General features: G+C 40.4%; 21 protein-coding genes. 5 read left to right on the forward strand and 16 right to left on the reverse strand.

All coding sequences use genetic code 11. The features are described from left to right. Positions 1–19: 19 nt before the first annotated feature. The 6 genes from carB to LS74_RS00810 form a co-directional block, all read right to left on the reverse strand. Complete coding sequence (gene carB, locus LS74_RS00785; RefSeq protein WP_034586161.1) at positions 20–3,586, reverse strand: carbamoyl-phosphate synthase large subunit; 3,567 nt, start codon at positions 3,584–3,586, stop codon at positions 20–22. A gap of 115 nt (positions 3,587–3,701) precedes the next feature. Beyond that, positions 3,702–4,004 carry a hypothetical protein gene (locus LS74_RS00790; protein ID WP_034586164.1) on the reverse strand — a complete coding sequence of 101 codons (303 nt, stop codon included), beginning with the start codon at positions 4,002–4,004 and terminating at the stop codon, positions 3,702–3,704. Between the two features lie 10 nt (positions 4,005–4,014). Continuing rightward, on the reverse strand, positions 4,015–4,212 hold the full coding sequence (locus tag LS74_RS00795; protein WP_034586168.1) for a hypothetical protein: 198 nt from the start codon (positions 4,210–4,212) through the stop codon (positions 4,015–4,017). Positions 4,213–4,269: 57 nt separating this feature from the next. Next, the gene (purU, locus tag LS74_RS00800) at positions 4,270–5,136 is read right to left on the reverse strand and encodes a formyltetrahydrofolate deformylase (protein WP_034586170.1); all 867 of its coding nucleotides are present in this window, start codon (positions 5,134–5,136) and stop codon (positions 4,270–4,272) included. Continuing rightward, complete coding sequence (gene sppA, locus LS74_RS00805) at positions 5,133–6,017, reverse strand: signal peptide peptidase SppA (protein WP_034586172.1); 885 nt, start codon at positions 6,015–6,017, stop codon at positions 5,133–5,135. The genes purU and sppA overlap by 4 nt, the downstream gene beginning before the upstream one ends. Before the next feature lie 44 nt (positions 6,018–6,061). Beyond that, on the reverse strand, positions 6,062–6,442 hold the full coding sequence (locus tag LS74_RS00810; protein ID WP_034586174.1) for a RidA family protein: 381 nt from the start codon (positions 6,440–6,442) through the stop codon (positions 6,062–6,064). Between the two features lie 82 nt (positions 6,443–6,524). On the opposite strand from LS74_RS00810, the gene LS74_RS00815 reads away from it, so the two are divergent. Together LS74_RS00815 and LS74_RS00820 are read left to right on the forward strand one after the other, a co-directional pair. Then, positions 6,525–7,007, forward strand: coding sequence for a hypothetical protein (locus LS74_RS00815; protein ID WP_034586176.1), 483 nt, complete (start codon positions 6,525–6,527; stop codon positions 7,005–7,007). Between the two features lie 84 nt (positions 7,008–7,091). Then, positions 7,092–7,673, forward strand: coding sequence for a hypothetical protein (locus tag LS74_RS00820; RefSeq protein ID WP_034586179.1), 582 nt, complete (start codon positions 7,092–7,094; stop codon positions 7,671–7,673). Between the two features lie 75 nt (positions 7,674–7,748). On the opposite strand, the gene oadA is transcribed toward LS74_RS00820, so the two are convergent. The 7 genes from oadA to pgsA form a co-directional block, all read right to left on the reverse strand. Beyond that, positions 7,749–9,548, reverse strand: a complete 1,800-nt coding sequence (gene oadA, locus LS74_RS00825) for a sodium-extruding oxaloacetate decarboxylase subunit alpha (protein WP_034586182.1) — start codon at positions 9,546–9,548, stop codon at positions 7,749–7,751. Between the two features lie 68 nt (positions 9,549–9,616). Beyond that, positions 9,617–10,357: a YaaA family protein gene (locus LS74_RS00830; protein ID WP_034586185.1), complete on the reverse strand. Its 741-nt coding sequence runs from the start codon at positions 10,355–10,357 to the stop codon at positions 9,617–9,619. Beyond that, a complete protein-coding gene (locus LS74_RS00835) occupies positions 10,354–11,550 on the reverse strand; it encodes a DUF3298 and DUF4163 domain-containing protein (protein ID WP_034586188.1) in 1,197 nt (398 codons plus the stop codon). The genes LS74_RS00830 and LS74_RS00835 overlap by 4 nt, the downstream gene beginning before the upstream one ends. Positions 11,551–11,587: 37 nt before the next feature. Then, the gene (locus LS74_RS00840) at positions 11,588–11,971 is read right to left on the reverse strand and encodes a hypothetical protein (protein ID WP_034586190.1); all 384 of its coding nucleotides are present in this window, start codon (positions 11,969–11,971) and stop codon (positions 11,588–11,590) included. 26 nt (positions 11,972–11,997) lie between these two features. After that, positions 11,998–12,675: a YggS family pyridoxal phosphate-dependent enzyme gene (locus tag LS74_RS00845; RefSeq protein ID WP_034586194.1), complete on the reverse strand. Its 678-nt coding sequence runs from the start codon at positions 12,673–12,675 to the stop codon at positions 11,998–12,000. Positions 12,676–12,687: 12 nt separating this feature from the next. After that, positions 12,688–13,752 carry an RIP metalloprotease RseP gene (rseP, locus tag LS74_RS00850; RefSeq protein ID WP_034586197.1) on the reverse strand — a complete coding sequence of 355 codons (1,065 nt, stop codon included), beginning with the start codon at positions 13,750–13,752 and terminating at the stop codon, positions 12,688–12,690. A gap of 10 nt (positions 13,753–13,762) precedes the next feature. Next, positions 13,763–14,308 (reverse strand): CDP-diacylglycerol--glycerol-3-phosphate 3-phosphatidyltransferase, encoded by a 546-nt coding sequence (pgsA, locus tag LS74_RS00855; protein WP_034586199.1) that lies wholly within the window; start codon positions 14,306–14,308, stop codon positions 13,763–13,765. 185 nt (positions 14,309–14,493) lie between these two features. Between pgsA and corA the strand changes: the two genes are divergently transcribed. The 3 genes from corA to LS74_RS11040 all read left to right on the forward strand — a co-directional run bounded on the left by corA (position 14,494) and on the right by LS74_RS11040 (position 17,835). Next, a complete protein-coding gene (gene corA, locus LS74_RS00860) occupies positions 14,494–15,462 on the forward strand; it encodes a magnesium/cobalt transporter CorA (RefSeq protein ID WP_034586200.1) in 969 nt (322 codons plus the stop codon). Further along, positions 15,462–16,211 (forward strand): TerC family protein, encoded by a 750-nt coding sequence (locus LS74_RS00865; RefSeq protein WP_034586202.1) that lies wholly within the window; start codon positions 15,462–15,464, stop codon positions 16,209–16,211. The genes corA and LS74_RS00865 overlap by 1 nt, the downstream gene beginning before the upstream one ends. Before the next feature lie 115 nt (positions 16,212–16,326). Further along, complete coding sequence (locus LS74_RS11040) at positions 16,327–17,835, forward strand: OmpP1/FadL family transporter (RefSeq protein WP_034589567.1); 1,509 nt, start codon at positions 16,327–16,329, stop codon at positions 17,833–17,835. 393 nt (positions 17,836–18,228) lie between these two features. On the opposite strand, the gene LS74_RS00875 is transcribed toward LS74_RS11040, so the two are convergent. The 3 genes from LS74_RS00875 to LS74_RS00885 form a co-directional block, all read right to left on the reverse strand. Beyond that, positions 18,229–18,786, reverse strand: a complete 558-nt coding sequence (locus tag LS74_RS00875) for a Fe-S-containing hydro-lyase (RefSeq protein ID WP_034589279.1) — start codon at positions 18,784–18,786, stop codon at positions 18,229–18,231. An 18-nt stretch (positions 18,787–18,804) separates the two neighbouring features. Then, the gene (locus LS74_RS00880; protein ID WP_034589277.1) at positions 18,805–19,650 is read right to left on the reverse strand and encodes a fumarate hydratase; all 846 of its coding nucleotides are present in this window, start codon (positions 19,648–19,650) and stop codon (positions 18,805–18,807) included. A gap of 181 nt (positions 19,651–19,831) precedes the next feature. Beyond that, positions 19,832–20,524: a 3-methyladenine DNA glycosylase gene (locus LS74_RS00885; protein ID WP_034589276.1), complete on the reverse strand. Its 693-nt coding sequence runs from the start codon at positions 20,522–20,524 to the stop codon at positions 19,832–19,834. Positions 20,525–20,545: the final 21 nt, after the last annotated feature.

The following is a 20,545-nucleotide window of genomic DNA, read 5'->3' on the forward strand; positions in this document are numbered from 1 at the left end:
AGCTTCTCGCAAAATCTGCTTAACTTTCCAAATATTCCTGCAAAGAAAAGGCTTGAGAAAGATTATATTTTTTAATATCCCTAATGGCTTCAATCGCCACACGAGCCGCAGCCAAAGTCGTAAAATACGGAATAGAGCCTTTGATAATTTGTGTGCGGATAAGATGTGTGTCATCTTTGTTTGAAAGATTATCGCTTGTATTGATAGCAAGGGCGATTTGATTATTCATCATACGATCTATGATATTTGGTCGCCCCTCACTTACTTTCAAAATATGACTTGCTTCAATGCCATTTTCACACAGAATCTTATATGTCCCTTCCGTGGCACAGATAGAAAATCCAAGCTTAATGAAGTCATTTGCTAATGCTACGCCCTCTTTCTTATCAAGACTCGCAAGGGATAAAAACACTTTTCCACTTAAAGGCAGGGCATTTTTACACGCAAGCTGACTTTTAGCAAAACTTAGTCCAAAGCTTTTGCCTATCCCCATAACCTCCCCTGTGCTTTTCATCTCTGGTCCAAGTGAGAGTTCCGCTCCACTAAGCTTTGTAAAAGGAAAAACAGATTCTTTTAAGCACACATACTGAAGGGTTTTTGGCTTAAGGGGGCTTTGCGTGAAATCAACCTTTTGATATTTATCATAAAATCTTAACGCTTCTTCTAGTGTAGAATCTTTAGATTCTGCTTTTTTTACACTATGATTCCACATAACTCTTGTGGCAATTTTAGCTAAAGGAAGTCCTGTAGCTTTGCTTACAAAAGGCACGGTGCGACTAGCACGCGGATTTACTTCAATCAAATACAATTCATTATTATAGATTGCATACTGCACATTCATAAGCCCCACTACACCAAGTTTCAAGGCGATTTTAGCCGTGCTTTGCTCTATCTCTTTTAGCATAGATTCCCTAATATTTATTGTCGGCAGGGAACTCGCACTATCCCCGCTGTGAATCCCCGCCTCTTCAATATGCTCCATTATCCCGCCGATATACACACTCTCCCCATCGCTAATGCAATCCACATCAAGCTCAATGGCATATTCCAAAAACTTATCAATAAGCACAGGAGAGCTATCACTCACAGCAATCACTTCGTCCATATACTGCTTTAGCTCATCATCATCATACACTATCCGCATAGCCCGTCCGCCAAGCACATAGCTGGGTCTTACAAGCACGGGGAAGCCGATTTTATTAGCCACACTATATGCCTGTTCTTTCTCATAGGCTATGCCATTTTGGGGCTGCTTTAGCCCTAGATTATTTACAAAACTTGCAAATTTCTCTCTATCTTCTGCGGTGTCGATGACTTTTGCACTTGTGCCGATGATTTTAGCATTGATTTTTGTTAGGGAATTTGCAAGTTTTAAGGGTGTTTGTCCGCCAAAATGAACGATTATGCCATCTGGCTTTTCTCTCTCAATCACAGCCCGGACGCGTTCAAAATCAATTGGCTCAAAGTAAAGCACATCGCTTGTGTCATAATCTGTGCTAACGGTCTCTGGGTTGCAATTATACATTATGCTTTTTATGCCTAGATCATTTAGGGCAAAGCTTGAATGAACGCAGCAATAGTCAAACTCGATGCCTTGACCGATGCGGTTAGGACCACCGCCGATTATCATAACCTTAGAAAAATTCGTCTCGTGGTGAATTTCACGGGAATCTGCAGAATTGCTTGTGCGACAGCCCTTTAGGCTAGTCTCCGCACAATTCTTTGATAACCCACGAACTTCACTCACGATACTAGAATTTTCTGTGTTGCTAGAATCCATATCACTAGAATCTTGGCATTCTGTATTTACAGAATCCGCAATTCTAGGATTTTGCGTAAGATTTTGGGGTTGTGCAGAAAATTCTGCGGAGGCTAGCCTCAAAGGGCTGCCGCACAAAGAATTTTCAAACTCCCCAAAAGATTGCGTGAAAGCCGAATTGCCAACACTCACAAAGTTACCTATTGTTGAGTAAAGATACGGCGTAAGACTAGGAAACTCCGCCGCACAAGTATCCACCTCATTATACACACACTCCACACCAAGCCCAATCCTAGCCTGATATACTTCACTCTCACTTATCTCCATTCCATCATTATGCTTTAGCCAATGGGCTATCATCTTATCGCTAAAGCCATAGCTTTTTATCCGCCGCATAAGAGATTCGTCACTTAAAATCTGCGAAGTAATACTAGATTCAGAATCTACAATCTCTTTTATCTCGTGTAAAAACCACTTATCAATCTTACATAGCTCGTGCATTTCTTCAATACTCATTCCAAGCCCAAAGCCCTCGGCGATATAAAGCAGCCTATTTGCGTTTGGTCGTCTAATCTCTTTTTTAATAGTCTCTAAATCATTGCAGATTTGATTTAACCCAAAAATGCCTGTCTCAAGGCTACACAACGCCTTTTGCAAACTCTCTTTAAAGCTCCCGCCAATCGCCATTACTTCGCCGATAGACTTCATACTCGTTGTGAGTGTGGAATCTGCCTGTGGGAATTTCTCAAATGTGAATCTGGGTATTTTTGTAACAATATAATCAATGCTAGGCTCAAAACTCGCCGGCGTGCCTGTGATGTCATTTTTTATCTCATCTAAGCTAAAGCCAACAGCTAGCATTGTAGCCACTTTTGCGATAGGATAGCCTGTTGCCTTACTTGCAAGGGCGGAGCTACGCGATACACGCGGATTCATCTCAATGACAGTCATTCTGCCATTTTTTGGATTTATAGCAAACTGCACATTGCTCCCGCCGGTATCTACGCCGATTTCTCGCAAGATTTTAAAACTTGCATCACGCATTCTTTGATACTCTTTATCCGTGAGTGTTAAAGCTGGTGCGATAGTGATAGAATCTCCCGTATGCACACCCATAGGGTCAAGATTCTCAATGCTACACACGATGATGCAGTTATCAAACTTATCGCGTATAACCTCCATTTCATATTCTTTCCAGCCAAGCAGGGATTCTTCAATTAAGATTTCATTAATGGGGCTTGTCTCTAAGCCATTTTTAGCCACCGCTTTAAACTCATCAATATTATATGCCACGCCACTGCCCCCACCTGCAAGGGTAAAACTAGCCCGAATAATAAGTGGGAATCCTATCTCTTTTGCTGCCTCTAGGGCTTCTTCTTCTGTGTAGGCATAGCGGGATTTTGGCAAGTCCATACCAATTTTTAGCATCGCTTCTTTAAAAGCCTGTCTGTCCTCGCCCTTTTTTATCGCACTAGGCTTTGCACCTAAAAACTCTATGCCCTCAAGCATTCCTTTTTCATACATACTCATTGCGACATTAAGGGCTGTCTGTCCGCCCATAGTCGGCAAAATCGCATCAACGCTCTCTCGCTTAATAATATCCGCAATAATCTCTTCAGTAATAGGCTCAATATAAGTGCGATCCGCAAAGTCTGGGTCTGTCATAATAGTCGCTGGATTTGAGTTTATAAGCACGACACGATAGCCAAGAGCTTTTAGCGTTTTTACCGCCTGTGTGCCAGAGTAGTCAAACTCACAAGCCTGACCAATGACAATAGGACCTGAACCAATGAGTAAAATCGTGTGAATATCGGTGCGTTTTGGCATAGGAATCCTTTTTCATATTCTTTATATTCTTTGGATAAATCCACAGATTCTAGCCTAAATGTGCTTAAAAATTACTAGAAAACATTGATGGGGCATAAAATATACGAATCTCTCATTATACAAATCCCCACCATAAAAGCTCCTGCCACACAAGATACAACAGCACCGCCCACAGCACAAAGCAAAGTAGCCAAGAAACACTCCACGAGATAAACACACTCATTTGTGAAAATCCATTATAGATTCTATCTAGCATAGAATCTAGCCAAGCAATAGATAGCTTTTTGCCCCTTTTACTTGTTTTACGCACCTTATGCTGTGAAAGCAAAGCCTTTTTACGCAAAATAAAAAGCTCTTTGATACTTCTAGAATCTTGATCTTTTTTCGATTTTTGGGCTTGAGTTGTTTTCCTAGACATTTTATCATCTCTACATAAAAGGCTTAATCAGCACAATATACAACAAAAAAATAACCAAAAGCCGCAAGGGTAAGGCTAGGCGAAGCGTATAAAAATGTTTTTGAAAAGTTTTGCTTGTATGTGGTGGGGCTTTAAAGCCAAAGATAAGATACACCAGCCACTGCAATGCACAAAAAATACCTATACATACATCAATTAGCACTTCCATCAATCAGCACCTCAAGCAAAGCAATTTTTGAATCCATTTTTAACCTAACATCATTTTTTAAAATATAATCGTTTTATTCCCATACACAAAGATTCTATCTTCTAATGCCAAATTTAACGCACGAGAAAGCACAATCTTTTCAATATCCCTGCCCGCCTTTTGCATATCCTGCCACGAATAGCTATGATTAATATGTATCACATCTTGGGTAATAATAGGACCTTCATCAAGATTCTCATTAACAAAATGTGCCGTCGCACCAATAAGCTTAACGCCCCTTTGGTGTGCTTGTTTGTAGGGATTAGCCCCGATGAATGCGGGTAGAAAGCTATGATGAATATTAATAATGCGATTTTCAAAATGCGAGACAAACTCATTTGTGAGAATCCGCATATATTTTGCCAACACAATATAGCTATGATTAAAGCTAGAAATACACTCCAAAAGCTTATCTTCGTGTGCTTTGCGACTTAAGCCCTCTGCAGAAATATGAAAAAAAGGTATCCCAAACTTCATCGCCAAAGGTTCTAGCACATCATAGTTACTGATAATAGCCTCAATCTGTGCGTTTAGCTCTCCGCTATCGTGCCTAAGGAGCAAGTCCCCCACACAATGATTTTCTTTCGTGCAAAGGATAAGTATCTTTTTTTTACCCACATCTTGAATCTTAAGTGTGCTTTGACGCGGCAGAATAGATTCCAATCTCTTTTGTAAAATCTCATCGTTAGCCTCACCATAAGTATGTGTCCGCATAAAAAACCGCTCATTTTCCTTATCCACATATTCATCATTGCGTTCAATATTCAGCCCAAGCTCATAAAGCACCGATGAGATATGATAAATAAGCCCTTTTTTATCCGGCGCACTAATAAGTATCACGCGTTCATCACGCTGTTGAGCAGCCTGAATAAGATGTCCTTTCATAAAGTAGCCTTAAGCGATGGGATTGAAAGGGATAGAATCTTAGAACTCATAGTATCAAAAAGCTTATCCATATAGGTTTCAAATTTATCCTTTTCAAGCCAAATAAGCTTATCTACACCCACTTTTTGCCGCAACTCTTCCATTGCCCCTTGCATAGATTCTACCTTATCAATCAAGCCAAGCTCCAAAGCTTTATTTGCAGAAAAAACTTTCCCTTCAGCAAAATCGTGGTAATCCTTGCTTTTTAGCTTTTCCCCTCTAGCCCTCATCACATCGCTATAAAACATAGCATACTGCTCTTGTAAAAGATTTTCAAGGAATTGCCTTTCTTCCACACTCCATTTGCGTGTCATCGTGCCTATCTCTTTATATGCCCCAGCTTTAATGCCCTGCTCTTTCACACCCACTTTTTGCATAAGCTCTTCAATATTTACCCCGCTAAAAATCACCCCCACAGAGCCTATCAACGCCCCACGATTAGCATAAATCTCATTTGCATACATTCCTGCATAATAGCTTCCACTCGCCATTGAGCCTTGCACATAGGCAATCACGGGCATTTTTTGAGCTAAATCCTTTATCATATCAGCAATTTCAATACTCGCTCCAACAAGCCCTCCCGGTGAATCTATCACAAGCAACACGCCTTTAATATTTTCATTTTCTTTGATTTTTTTTACCGCGTGTGCGAAGCTCTCACTCTCATAAATTGGCATTGTTAGATGAAGTTTTGCCACATTTGGCGGATTATTCTCACTCTCATCGCCCCCAGCAAAAATCACAAGTAGCACGACAAACAAAAAAAGCAATGCCTTAAAATATTTGTTAATAAAATCAAGCGGTGCGGTAAAAATACGAGTAATATTACGCAAATCCTCCATTATTTGTCTCCTTTATATGTGTCGTTTCAAAATCCTAGAATCTCCTAAAGCACAGCAATGCACTCAATTTCTACAAGGGCATTTTTAGGCAGTGTCTTAACTGCAATGGTGCTTCTAGCGGGTTTATGTGAGCCAAAAAACTCCGCATACACCGCATTTAACGCATTAAAATGCTCCATATCGCTTAAAAAAACGCTTGTCTTAATAACCTTTTGCAGACTGCTCCCTGCAGATTCTAAAATAGCTTTAAGATTATTTAAAACTTGTGTGCTTTGAGCGGTAATATCTCCGTCTATAAACTCGCCTTGTGGTGTTAGAGCGATTTGCCCAGAAGTGTAGATTACACCATTATGGATATAAGCTTGAGAATAAGGACCGATAGCTTGGGGGGCGTTTAATGTGCTGATGGGCTGTGTATTTTCCATAAAATTCCTTTAAAATAAAAAACTTAAGATATAATTCTAGCAGTAAAATCTTAATCACAAACTTCATTTTTAAGGGGCAAATATGCGTATCACAAGTGCGGGTATCAAGGGTGTATTTTTAGCGGTGTGTATGGGCTTTAGCATTAATGTTTTAGCAGATAATATGATTCTTGATTTTGAGACTATTGAACGCATTGAGCTTAATCTCAAGCCCAATCAAACGCTAATGATTGATCACAAAAGGGGTGTGTTGCTTGGCATTATGGAGATTGCCCCAAATGGCTCAATCAAGCGTCTGCCTATCCCAAAGGAGCTTTTAGGCAAAAGTGAAGCTGATGTAATGGGTGGCAAAAAAGACGAGTATAAAAGCAATACAAGCCATTTTGGTGGTAGCCCCACAACAATTTATCACAAAAATATCAAAGGCAAGGCAAAATCCGCCACAGGCAATGAAAAAGCAGTAGAAACTTCAAGTGGGATTAAAAAACGCGAGGGTAATAGAGAGTGGGATAAAAGCAAGATTATCTACGAGCAAGAAGAGCAGACACTAGATATTTTACGCTAAATTTTAGAAGACTAGAATCTAAATTTACAAAAATTATTTGTCTTATAAATAGTTTTTACGCAAATCGTTTTTAAGGGGTAAAAAATGAGACTATTAAGAATCTTTATATTTAGCATTATGATATGTGGCGGTTTAAGAGCTGGGCAAGAGCCACATATAGTGGGAAATTGGTCTCAAATAGCTTCCTTTCACTATGGCTTTAGCAGAGATTTAAACAAGATAGATTCAGATAAAGTAGCTAAAGATAGATTTGGCGGAATCATTGGTGCAAGTGTAGGGTGGAATTTCTTTGTAAATGATAATTTTGCTTTAAAGCCTTCTGTATCCATTCCTTTTACTGATTATGAAATAGGATTTGGTGCAAGGCTTAAATATCTTTATATGGACACTTATGCCCCCACTCACTCTGTGGGTGGAATGCTGTATATTCACCCTCCAAGAGATTTTGGCGCCCTTAATCTTATAATTGGTGTCGGAGCAAACTTTAGCGAGAAACATAATCTCAAAGCAAATGGAGCATATATTGAAGTAGGTCTAGGCATAGCAAAAATAATTCCGTTTTTAGTCAATACCGATATTACCTATCGTGCAAATATCTACAGCAAATCTAATGATTTAGATTTGGGGACAATCCATAGCTTAAACTTTGTTTGGACTTTTCTCTAAAGATTCTATTTTTATGCTATGGGCTTAAAAAGCAGATTCTTACAACAAGCAGAATCCACACAAGCACAATAGCCACTAGCCAAGCAGCATTATCGCCACATCGCTTCCTATCTGCATTCCTTGCGTAGCATAAATCTCTTTGACTACGCCATCTATGGGGGCTAGCACTTCATTTTCCATTTTCATAGCCTCTACAATCGCCAAAGTATCGCCAAGCTTCACCTTATCACCCACCTGCACCTTAAGCTTTGTAAGTGTGCCGGGCATTGGCGATTTAGCGTGTCCGGGAGCGGTGGCTTGTGGCAATGCCCCTGCCTTTTGCTCTCTATGAATCTTAGATTCTAATGATGTATCTATACTCTCTACAAAAACTTCCTTTAGCTCCCCATCTACGCGGATAAAAAACGGACGCACCTCATCAGTTCTCTCCCCACTGCCCTCAACCTTAATCTCATAATGCTCTCCATTGACAACAATATTAAACTCCTTAGGCAATTTGCTATCGCATTTTTCTTCAAAAGATTCTAATGGTTCAGGCTTTAACGCATTGGCATTCCGCTCTAGCAAAAAAGTCTTAGCAATATTCCCAAAAATCGCAAAAGAAATCACATCTTGCGGACTTTTAGCAAACTCTTTTGAATCTTGCCTTGCCTTTTCTAGCTCTGGCTCTAATAAATCCGCCGGACGCACATCTATGATTTTCTCTCCCTCACCTAGCACCTTTTTGACTAAAGATTCATTTAATGCCGCAGGTGTGCGACCATACAAGCCCTTGATGACATTACGCGTCTCTGTGGTAATAGTCTTATACCGCTCTCCCATCAGCACATTAAGCACCGCTTGTGTCCCTACAATCTGGCTTGAAGGCGTTACCAAAGGCACATAGCCAAAGTCCGCTCTCACCTTTGGAATCTCACTCATCACAGAATCCATTCTATCAAGGGCATTCTGCTCTTTTAGCTGGTTTGCCATATTTGAAATCATACCGCCCGGGATTTGACTAAGCAAAACGCGTGTGTCAATTTGATTATATTGAGATTCAAACTTTTTATATTTTCTGCGGTTTTTACGCAAAATCTCCGCTGCCTTCTCCATTGGCTCTAAATCTAAGCCACTATCCCACTTGCTCCCTTGCAGTGTGGCGACCATTGACTGCGTGCAGGGGTGGCTTGTGCCTTCACTTAAAGCAGAATTTGCTAAATCTAGCACATCTACACCAGCTTCGACTGCCTTTAAATGTGCGCCAAAGGCAAATCCAGCCGTTGAATGCGTATGTAGGCTTAAGCTCACGCTTATCTCTTCTTTCAATGCTTTGATTAAATCATAGGCTACAAAAGGCGTTAAAAGTCCTGCCATATCTTTAATAGCAATAGAATCACAGCCCATTTTCACTAGCTCTTTAGCGTATTCCACAAAGCTTTGTATCGTATGCACCGGCGAAGTCGTGTAGCAAATCGCTCCTTGTGCGTGTTTGCCATATTTTTTGACAGATTCAATAGAAGTTTTAAGATTTCTAGAGTCATTAAACGCATCAAAGATTCTAAAAATATCCATTCCCGCTTGAGAGGATAGCTTGATAAACTCATCTACCACATCATCAGCATAATGCCGATAGCCGATGAGATTCTGCCCCCGTAGCAACATTTGCAAAGGCGTTTTCACACAGACTTTTTTAAACGCATACAAACGCTCAAAAGGATCTTCTTTCAAATACCGCAAACAAGTATCATAAGTCGCCCCACCCCAAACTTCCAAGCTATGAAACCCAATAGAATCAAAAATTTCCGCCGCTTGAAGTAAATCCTCTGTCCGCATACGCGTAGCTAGAAGTGATTGATGTCCATCTCGCAGACTATTTTCTGTGATTTTTATCATTACGCCAAACCTTTAATGTTGAGATTAAAAATTGTATCGCATTTGATATTACAAAAGGTAAAATCCCCTTAGGATACAACTTCATAGGTTAAGATTGTAGCATTTTTGCCGTGTTTTACTTCGCTCAAAACTAGCCCTGCTATCTCTAAATGCTCTAATTCTTTTGTAGAATCTAGCCCCTTTTGAGCCACCGCCCTTGCGTAAATTCCACGATAATGTTTAGCATAATGGCTCACTCTCTTACCATTTTTTAAAAACACCACTTGTGTATAATGCTTACATTTTTCTACCTGATAGACTTTGAGATACGCCTCCGCACGCAAATCTAGCGCTTCACTATTTTCTAAAATCTCATCAATACTTGGCTTAAGATTCTTATATAATGCTTTCAAAGCAAAAGTCCCCTTACCCTTACCCTGATGAAGATTATAATAAGGCAGTGGCGTATCTGCCCTAAGCATTCCAAATAAATTACTAAAAATATAAAGATGTTCTCGCACATAACTCTTTGCTTTAGAATCTAATCTTTCAAAATCTAAAGCCTTATACCCCACGCCATTATATAATCTCACCGCTTCAACACAAGGGGCATTCAAGCAGTTTTGTGCTAAAGCAAGTTCATCTAAATCTAGTTTTTTAGTGCCAAAAAGTGTGGCAATCTCGCTTTCAGCCCCACTTTGCAAAAATGCTATATATTCTTCCACCGCTTCTTTTACCACCAAAGACACGCCATTAGATTCTAGGTCAAACACTCGTAAATCCCCATTTGGGATTATCTTACCTTCACTTGGGCTAAATAGAATCTTCATTTAAGCCCTTGTGGAAATCCCAACACTTCATCAATAATGGGCGTATAAATAGAATCTTTTCTTAGCAATTCCCCCAACTGCCCACGCCCCTTTATACCCAAATCTTCAGCACTCATAACCACGCGTATAAAGCCACTCGCATAAGGGGCAATCTCATAGGGCTGCCATATCATCACAATTCCAGCCCTTGTAATGAAAAACAAACTAGACATCTCCCTTAAGGGCAAAGATTCAGCAAAAAGCTCATTCTTTTGTGGCTCTAGCTTTTGACTTAGCAAAGAGAGAATCTTATCCTTTTTACTCATATCAAACACATCTTCAATCTTGTTTGAAAGCTCCTTGCCACTCTGCAGTGAAAAGCTACGGAATGCAATCTCGGTGTTGCCGTGCGCCCCACCCTCATAGGTATATTCACTTTGCCTAAATGTAATGATTTTATTTCTCGCTACCACTTCTATACTACTATCATACTCGCTATTAAAGAGCAGTCCCCCGCCATCTTGTGTGAGCTGACTAAAGCTATCTTGTAGCTCTTTTTTTAGGCTATTTACAAGGCTTTGCTTATCTTTTGCTCCATTATTTAGGGCAAGATTTAAATTCTCAATCGCCCCTTGTGGAATCTTATTATTCTGCGGGATAAAGGCTTTTGTAATACTTTTTATATATTCCACATTTTGCCCTTCAACATTTTGACTACTCTTAAAACGCTCTGTCAAAAAATCAATCTCATACAGCTCACAGCTCTCACATACCTTAAAGGCAAATTCCTTGCCCTTTAGCTCACTATCCGCATTCCACACGCCTTTTAGTACCAATGCTTGAGATTCTAGCCCAGATTCAAGCTGTGAAAGTGAAAAATGCGAGGTTTCATTATTATCTGTGAGAGTAATGCTTATACCCAACGCTCCATTATCAATTCTGTGAAGCAATATATTCACAGCCTTGCCCTTATTGCCAATAATACCAAAAGCGACATAGAATCTTTGCTCATTTGGTAATAGCCCAAGCATTTGGCTAAACTCACTCTCACTGCGGACTTTTAGCACAAGGGGCTGATTTTGTTTTGCCCCAGATTCTATGCTAGATTCTTCTTTTTTAGAATCCGCATTAGAATCCCCATTATCCCCACAGCCCACAAACATCACTCCACCGAGTAGCAAAGCCACACCACAAGCAAAAAGATAGTTTTTCATTTTCTCCCTTAAATAGATTCTCTCTCCACTAGCATTTCTACCAGCCTCGTGCGATAGCGTGGCAGCTCACACACCCAGAGAGAATCCGCCCATACACATCAGCACTTTTCATCATTTCATTTTGTTTCAAAAACCGCTCCAGCACTTCAATATTTTCAGCACTCCTATCCACAATCCCACTTACGACATTAATATTTCGCCTTTGTGTCGCACCAAGATAAGTATTTGGATCTGTGCATTGCAATTCCTTATTGAGCATCTTAAACTCCGCCAACCCCTCATCAATCCACTCTTTTTTATTATATAAAAAGCCTTTTTCCATTTGATTCATCGCATATTCCATATTTTGCATAATATGCACCAAAGAGCTTTGTGCAAAAGCCCCGCACACCAAAATTCCTAGAATCCACAAAATTTTCATTTATCCACTCCTTTGTTATAGCTTACTCAATGTCCTTCAAACAGCTTTGAGCCGATACGCACGAGATTTGCCCCATAAGCAATGGCAATTTCAAAATCCCCACTCATTCCCATAGAGAGAATCTTAGCCCCCTTATCTTGCAGGGAATGAAAAATATCACTTGTCTTTTGAAAGCTTTGCTCTACTTCAGTGCGATTTGGGCTATTTGCCCCGATACACATCACCCCTTCCATAATGAGATTAGGGCAGGTTTGCAAAATCTCATCATACACTTCTTTAGCAGATTCTACACTCACGCCACTTTTGCTTTTCTCATCTGCTGCATTGATTTGGAGTAACGCCCTAACCTTTGCTTCTCCTAAAAGCGTTTGCAAACGCTTTTGAATCGCTTGAGCGGTTTTGAGTGAATCTACACTATGAATAAGGCTAGGCTTTAATGCCAAAAGAGCATTTATCTTATTTTCCTGCAACTTCCCTATAAAATGCCACTCCAAAGGCACATCATCTAAGATTTGAGCCTTCAAGCGTAAGTCCTGCACCTTATTTTCACCAAATGCCCTTTGTCCGCACTCATACAACGCCCTTATAGAATCTGCATTTTGATACTTACTCACCGCCACAAGTGAGATGATTTGATGTGCGTTATAAGCCAATCTAGCCCTTTCAATCCGCCGCAAGATTCGTTCAAGTTGCAAAGCTAACATTTCTTTCCCCCTTTATGCTAAAAGCCTAAAAATATCATTATACAGCCCAAGCAGCATTAGCCCAAGCAACACCGCCCAACCACAAAGCGTGAGATAATACGCCACATTTTCACTCGGGGCTTTCCGCATAATCACTTCATAGAGATTAAATATAATATGCCCTCCATCAAGGGCGGGAATAGGCAGGAGATTTAAGATTCCAAGATTCACAGAGATTAGGGCTGTAAGCCAAAGCAAATGCGTTAGCCCAGATGACGAAGCTGAACCAATCACAGAGACAATGCTTACCACCCCGCCAACTTCACTGCTAGGCACTACTCCGCTTATAAGCTTTATAATACTTTGAGCGATAAGCGTGCTTGCCTTGATACTCTCGTCTATCCCAAACACAATAGAATCTAGCCCCTTGTAATACACCATTCCAACCGCCCCAGCACTGCTTATGCCAATAATCTTGCGAGTAATATTCTCCCTAAAAATATTTTGAGCTTCCTGCTCCGTGGGTAAAACACGCACACTAAGACTTTCTTTTAATTCCCCTTGCCCTCTTTGAATCTGTAGCTCTAACTCTCCTTGAGATTCTATAATCATAGAATCTAGCTCTTCCCAAGTCTTAATCTCCTTACCATTTATCGCTAGAATCCTATCTCCTGCTTTTATCCCAGCTTTCACCGCAGGATAGTTTGCTTTCACTTCTCCAACCACAGGTAACAAGCTTGCTTTTCCCAAAAGCCCAACAGCCATATACAACAAAAACGCCAAAAAGAGATTAAAAAATGGACCAGCAAGTAAAATCGCTATGCGTTGCCAAGGCGACTTAGAGAGATAAGAATCTACTTCATAATTTTTTAGCTTAGGGTTGCTTTCATCTTGCCCTTTTAGCTTGACATAGCCACCTAGCGGGATCATTGATAAGGCATATTCTGTTTGCCCAAACCGCCACGACACAAGCTTTTTGCCAAAGCCTATGCTAAAGACTTCTACTTTTACACCACAGATTCTAGCGACTATAAAATGCCCCAGCTCGTGGAAAAACACAAGAAATGAAAGGATTAAAAGAGCGATAAAAATACTCATATATCTCTACTCATACATTTATGCTTTTTACATATTTTATCGTGTAATCCGCCCCGGAATACAATGTGAGTGCCACTGCTACCCATAGCAGAACCTCCCCACCCGGAAAAAAATCCGCTAACAAAAAGCCAATAGCCGCAATCTGTGCGCCCGTTTTATACTTCCCACTTGCACTTGCTGCCACACTTGCCCCACTCCCAGCGATAATCACCCTTAAACCGGTAATAAAAAACTCCCTTGAAAGGATTAAAAATACCGCCCAAGGCGAAGCCCTATCTAAAATCAACAATGCAATAAAAGCCGATAGTATAAGCATTTTATCCGCCAATGGATCAAACACCTCTCCAAAACGCGAATGCACCCTGTATTCCCTAGCGATATATCCATCAAAAAAATCTGTCAATGACGCCACACAAAAAATAAGGCAAGTGAGATAATTTACCCAGCTCTTATCCACAAAATCAGGCAAAATCACATCATAATGCAAAGCAACAAAAAGTAATAAAATCGCTAGAAAAATCCTTGAAATGCTTAAGATATTAGGCAAATGCTTCACTCTCAATCCCTTTTCTACTTGTGAATCTTAATCAAAATATGCGGAAAAATTAGGCTAGATTCTACAACGGATTATTTAACTTAGCACAAAACCAAGCAAAAGTTATATAAGAGTTATACAAGAATTATACGAGTTTTTGCTACAATCACAACGTTTTTAAAGCATAATACAGCAAAGGAACAACGATGATTAATATTTTTGTAAGACGCAATGGCTTAATCGTGCGTGAAAGCCTGCTACTCAACGATACAAGTGCCGCCATATTAAAAGAGCAAGATAAGATTCTATGGATTGACCTTTTTCACCCTTCAACTGATGAAGTCAATCATATCTCCAAAACTTACAACCTTGAAATCCCCACAAAAGAAGAGCGAGAAGAGATTGAGCAATCCGCGAGATATTGGGAAGATAGCGGCAGCATTACCATTAATACCTACTTCCTTGTCCGCTCTTTAGAATCTGAACTCCACAACGAAACAATCACCTTCTTGCTGTGTAAAAATATCCTTTTCACTCTGCGTTATAGTGAATTCCGTGTGTTTGATGAGATTCAGCAAATTGTCCTAGCCACGCCTAGAGTGTTTGAAGATGGCTTTGATTTAATCGGTAAAATCTTTGAAATCCGTGTAGAAAAGGACGCCGACTTGCTAGAATCTGCAGCAAAAAACACTCGGGCTTTAAGAAAAAGGGTCTTTAACTCACAAGTGATAAATTATGATGAAATGCTAGAGGAGCTTTCATCTTTGCAAGAGCTGAATATGAGTGTGCGAGATTCCCTTTTTGATAAAAGGCGTGCCATTACTGCTATCCTTAAAAGCGATAAAGCCGATAGCGATATGAAAAAAAATATTACCATTGTGCTAAAAGACTTAAATTCACTTGTAGAATTTACCGCAGTCAATATGCACGCCCTAGATAATATCCAAACCATTCTCACAAACCAAATCAACATTGAGCAAAATAAAACCATTAAGCTATTCACGGTTGTTACCGTGGCGATGATGCCCCCCACACTCATTGGCACAATCTATGGTATGAACTTTGACTATATGCCTGAAACACATTGGGATTTTGCCTATCCTGTGGTGCTTGTGATTATGATTCTCTCCACAATCTTCCCCATTATCTACTTTAAGAAAAAAGGTTGGATTTAATGGATTTTTCTCATCTTTTTCATCAAGCGTTTTTTTGGATTGATGATTTTAATGCGTGGGTAGCCCTAGCTACGCTGATATTTTTAGAAATTGTGCTAGGCATTGATAATCTTATCTTCCTAGCTATTATCATCGCTCGTCTGCCTGAATCTAAGCGTGAAAAAGCTAGAATCTTTGGCTTAGCCCTTGCTATGCTTTCTCGCATTGCCCTGCTTGTCTCACTTTTTTGGGTAATGAAGCTTACAAGGCCCCTTTTCACACTATGGGATTTTGCAGTCAGTGGGCGGGATATTGTGCTATTTGTAGGGGGATTATTCCTTATCTACAAAGCCACGACAGAAATCCACGCTATGACACAGCCCCAAGATTCAAAGCCCCACGCCAAGCAATACGCCGCCTTTGGCATAGTGATTATGCAAATTATGGTGCTAGATATTGTCTTTTCACTAGATTCAGTGATTACCGCGGTGGGTATGGTGGATATTCTCCCGGTGATGATTATTGCCATTATTGTAAGTGTGTGTGTTATGCTCTTTGTCTCGCAAGGCATTTCACGCTTTATAGAATCTAATCCTAGCATTAAGATTCTAGCCCTTGCGTTTTTAATCCTTGTTGGCGTTACGCTTGTGGCAGATAGTATGCACTTCCATATACCAAAGGGCTATATTTATTTTGCTATTGCCTTTTCTTTGGGTGTTGAGATGATTAATATTTATCTTGCTAAAACTCGCACAAAAGATTCTCATTAACTCTTTTATGTTTTAATTCCGCTTTTCAAATTAGTTGCATACGCAACTATTATTTTAAATCATTTAAATCAAATGTAAGGATATTTGATGACAAAGCTACTAAGAGAGAGAGAGAATGCAGTTTGGGGGCGATATGCGATTGATGAGAATCTTTTATCTTATATATCTATGTCTTTTTGGCTCAAATCTTTTAGCTTCAGGTTTCCGCTTAACGGAGCAAAGTTTGAATGGCACAGCGTTAAACTCCGCTTATATCGCTGGGGCGTATGGAGCAGATTCTACATATTATAATCCCGCAAATATGGGGCTAGGCGAATACGGCAATAGACACGAGCTAGAAATAGATGCAAGTATTATCTATATCCCTGCATTTGAGTTTGATGCGGTAAGTATGGATAAGGGTATGAATCTAAGCTGCGATAAAGCTTCTGGCATAAATATGTGTGGTGCTGCTAGAAACACTATAGGTGGCTGGGGACAATATGGTGGTAAAAATGGTGCTATCGTTGATGGCTATGCTAAAAAGACACTTCAGCCCGTCCCAAAGATTTTTTATAAAACCCGCACTTATGAGATTCTAGGCTTAAAAACAAACTTTGGATTAAATTTCACAACCCCTTCAGGCTTATCTATGGACTGGGGCGGGGAAGCTGGAGCATTCCTAGATGATGTAATGATTATGATGATGGAGTTTAATCCCGTAGTAAGCTTTAAGCTTAGCGACCAAGTAGCTATCGGTGGGGGCTTTCGCTTTCTTTACTCGGCTGGGGAGTTTGGCAATACCCTTTTTGTGCCAATCTCACAAGATATGAAGCAAGATGCAGTGCTTGGCAACATTCTTATCCACGCTGAAGGCACAACTAAAGTTACTCAAACTTCAAATGCCGCTGCCAATGGCTATGGATATAATCTCGCTCTTACAATCCGCCCTTTTAAAAGCAGTGATTTACTTGTAGCCGTTACCTACCGCTCAAACATCGCCCTAGAGATGAAAGGCTCTCTGTCTGCAACTTCTTATATAGATATGGGAGCTATGGCAAGTGGCACAATAGGAATGGACGCAGATTTAACCCTTGGAGCCGATTTACCCCCTATTGTCAATATCGCCATTGCTAAAAGATTTGGCAAAGTCCTAGCCGAATTTGTAATGGAGACAACTTACTATGGCAAAGCTAGAATCTTTGAATTTGCCTATGCTAATCAAAAATTTACACAAAATATCACAGGTGTTGATTTGCCACTTAATATGGGTAATACGGCTGATTATGTTAAACCCGATGAAATGCTAGGTGCAGCAGATTATTCCGCTGTGGCGTATGGTAATGGCTGGAAAGACGCAACCGCCTATCGCCTAGGGCTTACCTATCAGCACTCCCCAAAACTCAAAATTATGGGGAGCTTTGCCTATGATAAGACTCCCGCTCCACAAGGGCAGTTTGGGATTCCAGATGCAAACGCCTATGCCTTTGGCTTAGGTGCGAGATATGAGCTATGGGACGGCAAAGCCGATGTAGGTGTCGCCTACTCTCTAGCTTTGAAAGATAATCGCAAAAGCTTTCTTAGAAGTAAAGACGGCTTAGGACAACTCCAACTCCTAACCTTCGGCGCAAAATACCGATTCTAACCCCCCGCAGAATCTCAAGCAGATTCTACAATAGTAAAATGCTGATGAGCTAGTCCTACGCTTAAGCCACGACCTTAAGCGTGCTAAAATCAATGGTGGCAATTCACAAAGTGAATCGCCTACTTTGAAAGCGTCATTGGGTGGGGGATTTTAAGGGGGAGGGGTGATTTCGCAATTCAAGCCCCTCCCCTTTAAAGAAAAAATCCACAAAATTCAAAACAAAAATCTAGTATTCCATTCCACTTGATTTATAGAAAACTAAAATAGAATCCAAGACTTAAAAGCTCTCATTAAAACAAAACAAACTAAAGATTTAACACAACAGCAGAGATTTATAAGATTTTTTACACTTGAGATTCTCCCCAAATATAAGAGAGAATCTCAAAAAAGAAGTTAGATGAGTTTGTAAGGGGCTTGTCCCACTTCATAGTAGTTATTCCCTTGTGAATCAATAGCCACAATCGCTGGGAAATTCTCAATCGTAAGCCTTGCTACCGCTTCAGGTCCAAGCTCTGGGTAAGCTAACACTTCATACTTTGTGATACATTTAGAGATAAGTGCCGCTGCACCACCCACAGCCACCATATACACAACGCCGTGCTTCACCATAGAATCCACCACTTCTTGACTGCGATAGCCCTTGCCTATCATTCCGTGAATACCCTGCTCTATGATTGTAGGCGTGTATTTATCCATTCTCCCGCTTGTTGTGGGACCTGCTGAACCTATCGCATTGCCAGGCTTTGCAGGAGTAGGACCAAGATAGTAAATTGTTTCACCTGCCAAATCCACAGGGAGCTTTTCTCCCCTTGCCAATGCTTCGGTTAATGCCTTATGTGCAGCATCTCGTGCAGCTAGAATCGTTCCGCTTATAAGCACACTCTCCCCAGCTTTTAGGCTTTTTGCCACTTCTTTACTCAAAGGTGCTGTGATTTTCTTTGGCTCTGTCATTTTCTCCTCCTTAAATGCTTATAGCTCAATATCAGCGTGTCGTGCAGCGTGGCAGTTAATATTCACCGCAACAGGAAGCCCGGCAATATGTGTGGGATACCACTCTACATTGACCTTAAATGCCGTTGTCGTGCCACCTAGCCCTTGTGGTCCAACACCTGTTTTATTCGCAATCTCAAGGAGTTCTTCCTCAAGCTTAGCATATCGCTCATCGGCGTTTTTAGAATCTATCTCACGCACTGCGGCTTGTTTGGCTAAAAGAGCAGCCTTTTCCATTGTCCCGCCGATACCTACACCAATCACCATAGGCGGACACGCATTTGGTCCAGCAAGTTTAACCGCTTCTGTGAAAACCTTTTTCACTCCCTCAATACCATCAGCAGGAACAAGCATTTTTAAAATACTCTTATTCTCACTTCCAAAGCCTTTAGGGCAGACTTTTAAATGCAATTTATCGCCCTTTACAATGCGTGTATGTATCACAGCAGGAGCGTTATTTGTGGTATTTTTACGCTCATAGAGTGGCTCGGCTACAACTGACTTTCGCAAATAGCCATTTGTATAGCCCTCTTTAATCCCTTCATTAATCGCATCTTCAAGGTAACCCCCAACGATATGCACATCTTGCCCAATCTCCACAAATACCACGGTCATTCCCGTATCTTGACAGATAGCCATCATATTTGTTTCGGCAATTTTTCCATTTTCCATTAGTGTGTTAAGGATATTTTTCCCAAGCTCGGATTTCTCACTCTCTTTTGCAGCTACAAAGGCACGCTTAATATCCGGCGTTTGGATACAACACGCGTCAATGGCAAGTTTGGCAACAGCAGATTTAATATCTTCAAATCGCACTTCTCTCATTACTTCCTCCTTAAATGTATTTGAAAACAGCAGAATTCTACTACCCAAAATGTAAAAAACGCTTTAAATAAGCTTTTTTTCTTATATGAGATTCAAATACTCAAACCAAAGGTGGCAAAAGCCTTCTTTGTGTTTTTAAAAACACAAAGTCAAATACTTACTTACTTAAAATATTCTTAGCTTAGTTTAAACCCATTGCTTCCTTTAAACTCGCAATATCGCCCTTTCTTTTCCCAAACTCCACAATCTTGCCGTGGAATCTCGCAAAAATCTGCCCCAAACTTATATCATTTATCTCGCCCTTATACAGCTCAAGCACAGAATCTAGATTCTCCCTTATCCCACACTCACAAAACTCCCTTAGCTCCTCATAGTCATCTATCTGCCGCCCCAACGCACATAAAAGCTTGTAAGTATATTTATCTACCACCATATATTCCCGCAAACACGCATAATTCAAAATGCTATATGCACTTTCACACCCTATGCCCTTTTGCTCTAATAACCACTCTAAACTTACAGATTCTACAAACGCCTTAAAACTCCCAAAATCGCGGATAATCGCCCTAGCAAGATTCACAATCCGCACAGACTTTTGCTTTTGGAATCCATTGATATGACTTTCAAGCACATAAGAATCTAGCCCAACCACTCGCATAAGATTAGATTCACTTTTGCTAGGCTCTTCTAAGATTCCAGCCTTTCGCATAGAATCTAGGCTTTTTTCCACCCTACTCCACTGCGTATTTTGCGTTAAAATACTGCCCAACACCACATCAAAAGTGCCATAGCCCTCCCACCACCAGCTAGGCAGTCCGCTTAATAGATTCTGCTTTTTTAACGCCATAAATAAATCAAAACTTGAATCTAGCATTATTTTTCACTCCCTTTTTCT

Source organism: Helicobacter magdeburgensis (assembly GCF_000765825.2).
In the GTDB taxonomy this organism is placed as follows: domain Bacteria; phylum Campylobacterota; class Campylobacteria; order Campylobacterales; family Helicobacteraceae; genus Helicobacter_C; species Helicobacter_C magdeburgensis.

What these genes read in the sequence shown, in the direction of transcription:
- carB (WP_034586161.1), bottom strand. Translation starts at nt 3,586, where the DNA reads ATGCCAAAACGCACCGATATTCACACGATTTTACTCATTGGTTCAGGT.
- LS74_RS00790 (WP_034586164.1), bottom strand. Translation starts at nt 4,004, where the DNA reads ATGTCTAGGAAAACAACTCAAGCCCAAAAATCGAAAAAAGATCAAGAT.
- LS74_RS00795 (WP_034586168.1), bottom strand. Translation starts at nt 4,212, where the DNA reads ATGGAAGTGCTAATTGATGTATGTATAGGTATTTTTTGTGCATTGCAG.
- purU (WP_034586170.1), bottom strand. Translation starts at nt 5,136, where the DNA reads ATGAAAGGACATCTTATTCAGGCTGCTCAACAGCGTGATGAACGCGTG.
- sppA (WP_034586172.1), bottom strand. Translation starts at nt 6,017, where the DNA reads ATGGAGGATTTGCGTAATATTACTCGTATTTTTACCGCACCGCTTGAT.
- LS74_RS00810 (WP_034586174.1), bottom strand. Translation starts at nt 6,442, where the DNA reads ATGGAAAATACACAGCCCATCAGCACATTAAACGCCCCCCAAGCTATC.
- LS74_RS00815 (WP_034586176.1), top strand. Translation starts at nt 6,525, where the DNA reads ATGCGTATCACAAGTGCGGGTATCAAGGGTGTATTTTTAGCGGTGTGT.
- LS74_RS00820 (WP_034586179.1), top strand. Translation starts at nt 7,092, where the DNA reads ATGAGACTATTAAGAATCTTTATATTTAGCATTATGATATGTGGCGGT.
- oadA (WP_034586182.1), bottom strand. Translation starts at nt 9,548, where the DNA reads ATGATAAAAATCACAGAAAATAGTCTGCGAGATGGACATCAATCACTT.
- LS74_RS00830 (WP_034586185.1), bottom strand. Translation starts at nt 10,357, where the DNA reads ATGAAGATTCTATTTAGCCCAAGTGAAGGTAAGATAATCCCAAATGGG.
- LS74_RS00835 (WP_034586188.1), bottom strand. Translation starts at nt 11,550, where the DNA reads ATGAAAAACTATCTTTTTGCTTGTGGTGTGGCTTTGCTACTCGGTGGA.
- LS74_RS00840 (WP_034586190.1), bottom strand. Translation starts at nt 11,971, where the DNA reads ATGAAAATTTTGTGGATTCTAGGAATTTTGGTGTGCGGGGCTTTTGCA.
- LS74_RS00845 (WP_034586194.1), bottom strand. Translation starts at nt 12,675, where the DNA reads ATGTTAGCTTTGCAACTTGAACGAATCTTGCGGCGGATTGAAAGGGCT.
- rseP (WP_034586197.1), bottom strand. Translation starts at nt 13,752, where the DNA reads ATGAGTATTTTTATCGCTCTTTTAATCCTTTCATTTCTTGTGTTTTTC.
- corA (WP_034586200.1), top strand. Translation starts at nt 14,494, where the DNA reads ATGATTAATATTTTTGTAAGACGCAATGGCTTAATCGTGCGTGAAAGC.
- LS74_RS00865 (WP_034586202.1), top strand. Translation starts at nt 15,462, where the DNA reads ATGGATTTTTCTCATCTTTTTCATCAAGCGTTTTTTTGGATTGATGAT.
- LS74_RS11040 (WP_034589567.1), top strand. Translation starts at nt 16,327, where the DNA reads ATGCAGTTTGGGGGCGATATGCGATTGATGAGAATCTTTTATCTTATA.
- LS74_RS00875 (WP_034589279.1), bottom strand. Translation starts at nt 18,786, where the DNA reads ATGACAGAGCCAAAGAAAATCACAGCACCTTTGAGTAAAGAAGTGGCA.
- LS74_RS00880 (WP_034589277.1), bottom strand. Translation starts at nt 19,650, where the DNA reads ATGAGAGAAGTGCGATTTGAAGATATTAAATCTGCTGTTGCCAAACTT.
- LS74_RS00885 (WP_034589276.1), bottom strand. Translation starts at nt 20,524, where the DNA reads ATGCTAGATTCAAGTTTTGATTTATTTATGGCGTTAAAAAAGCAGAAT.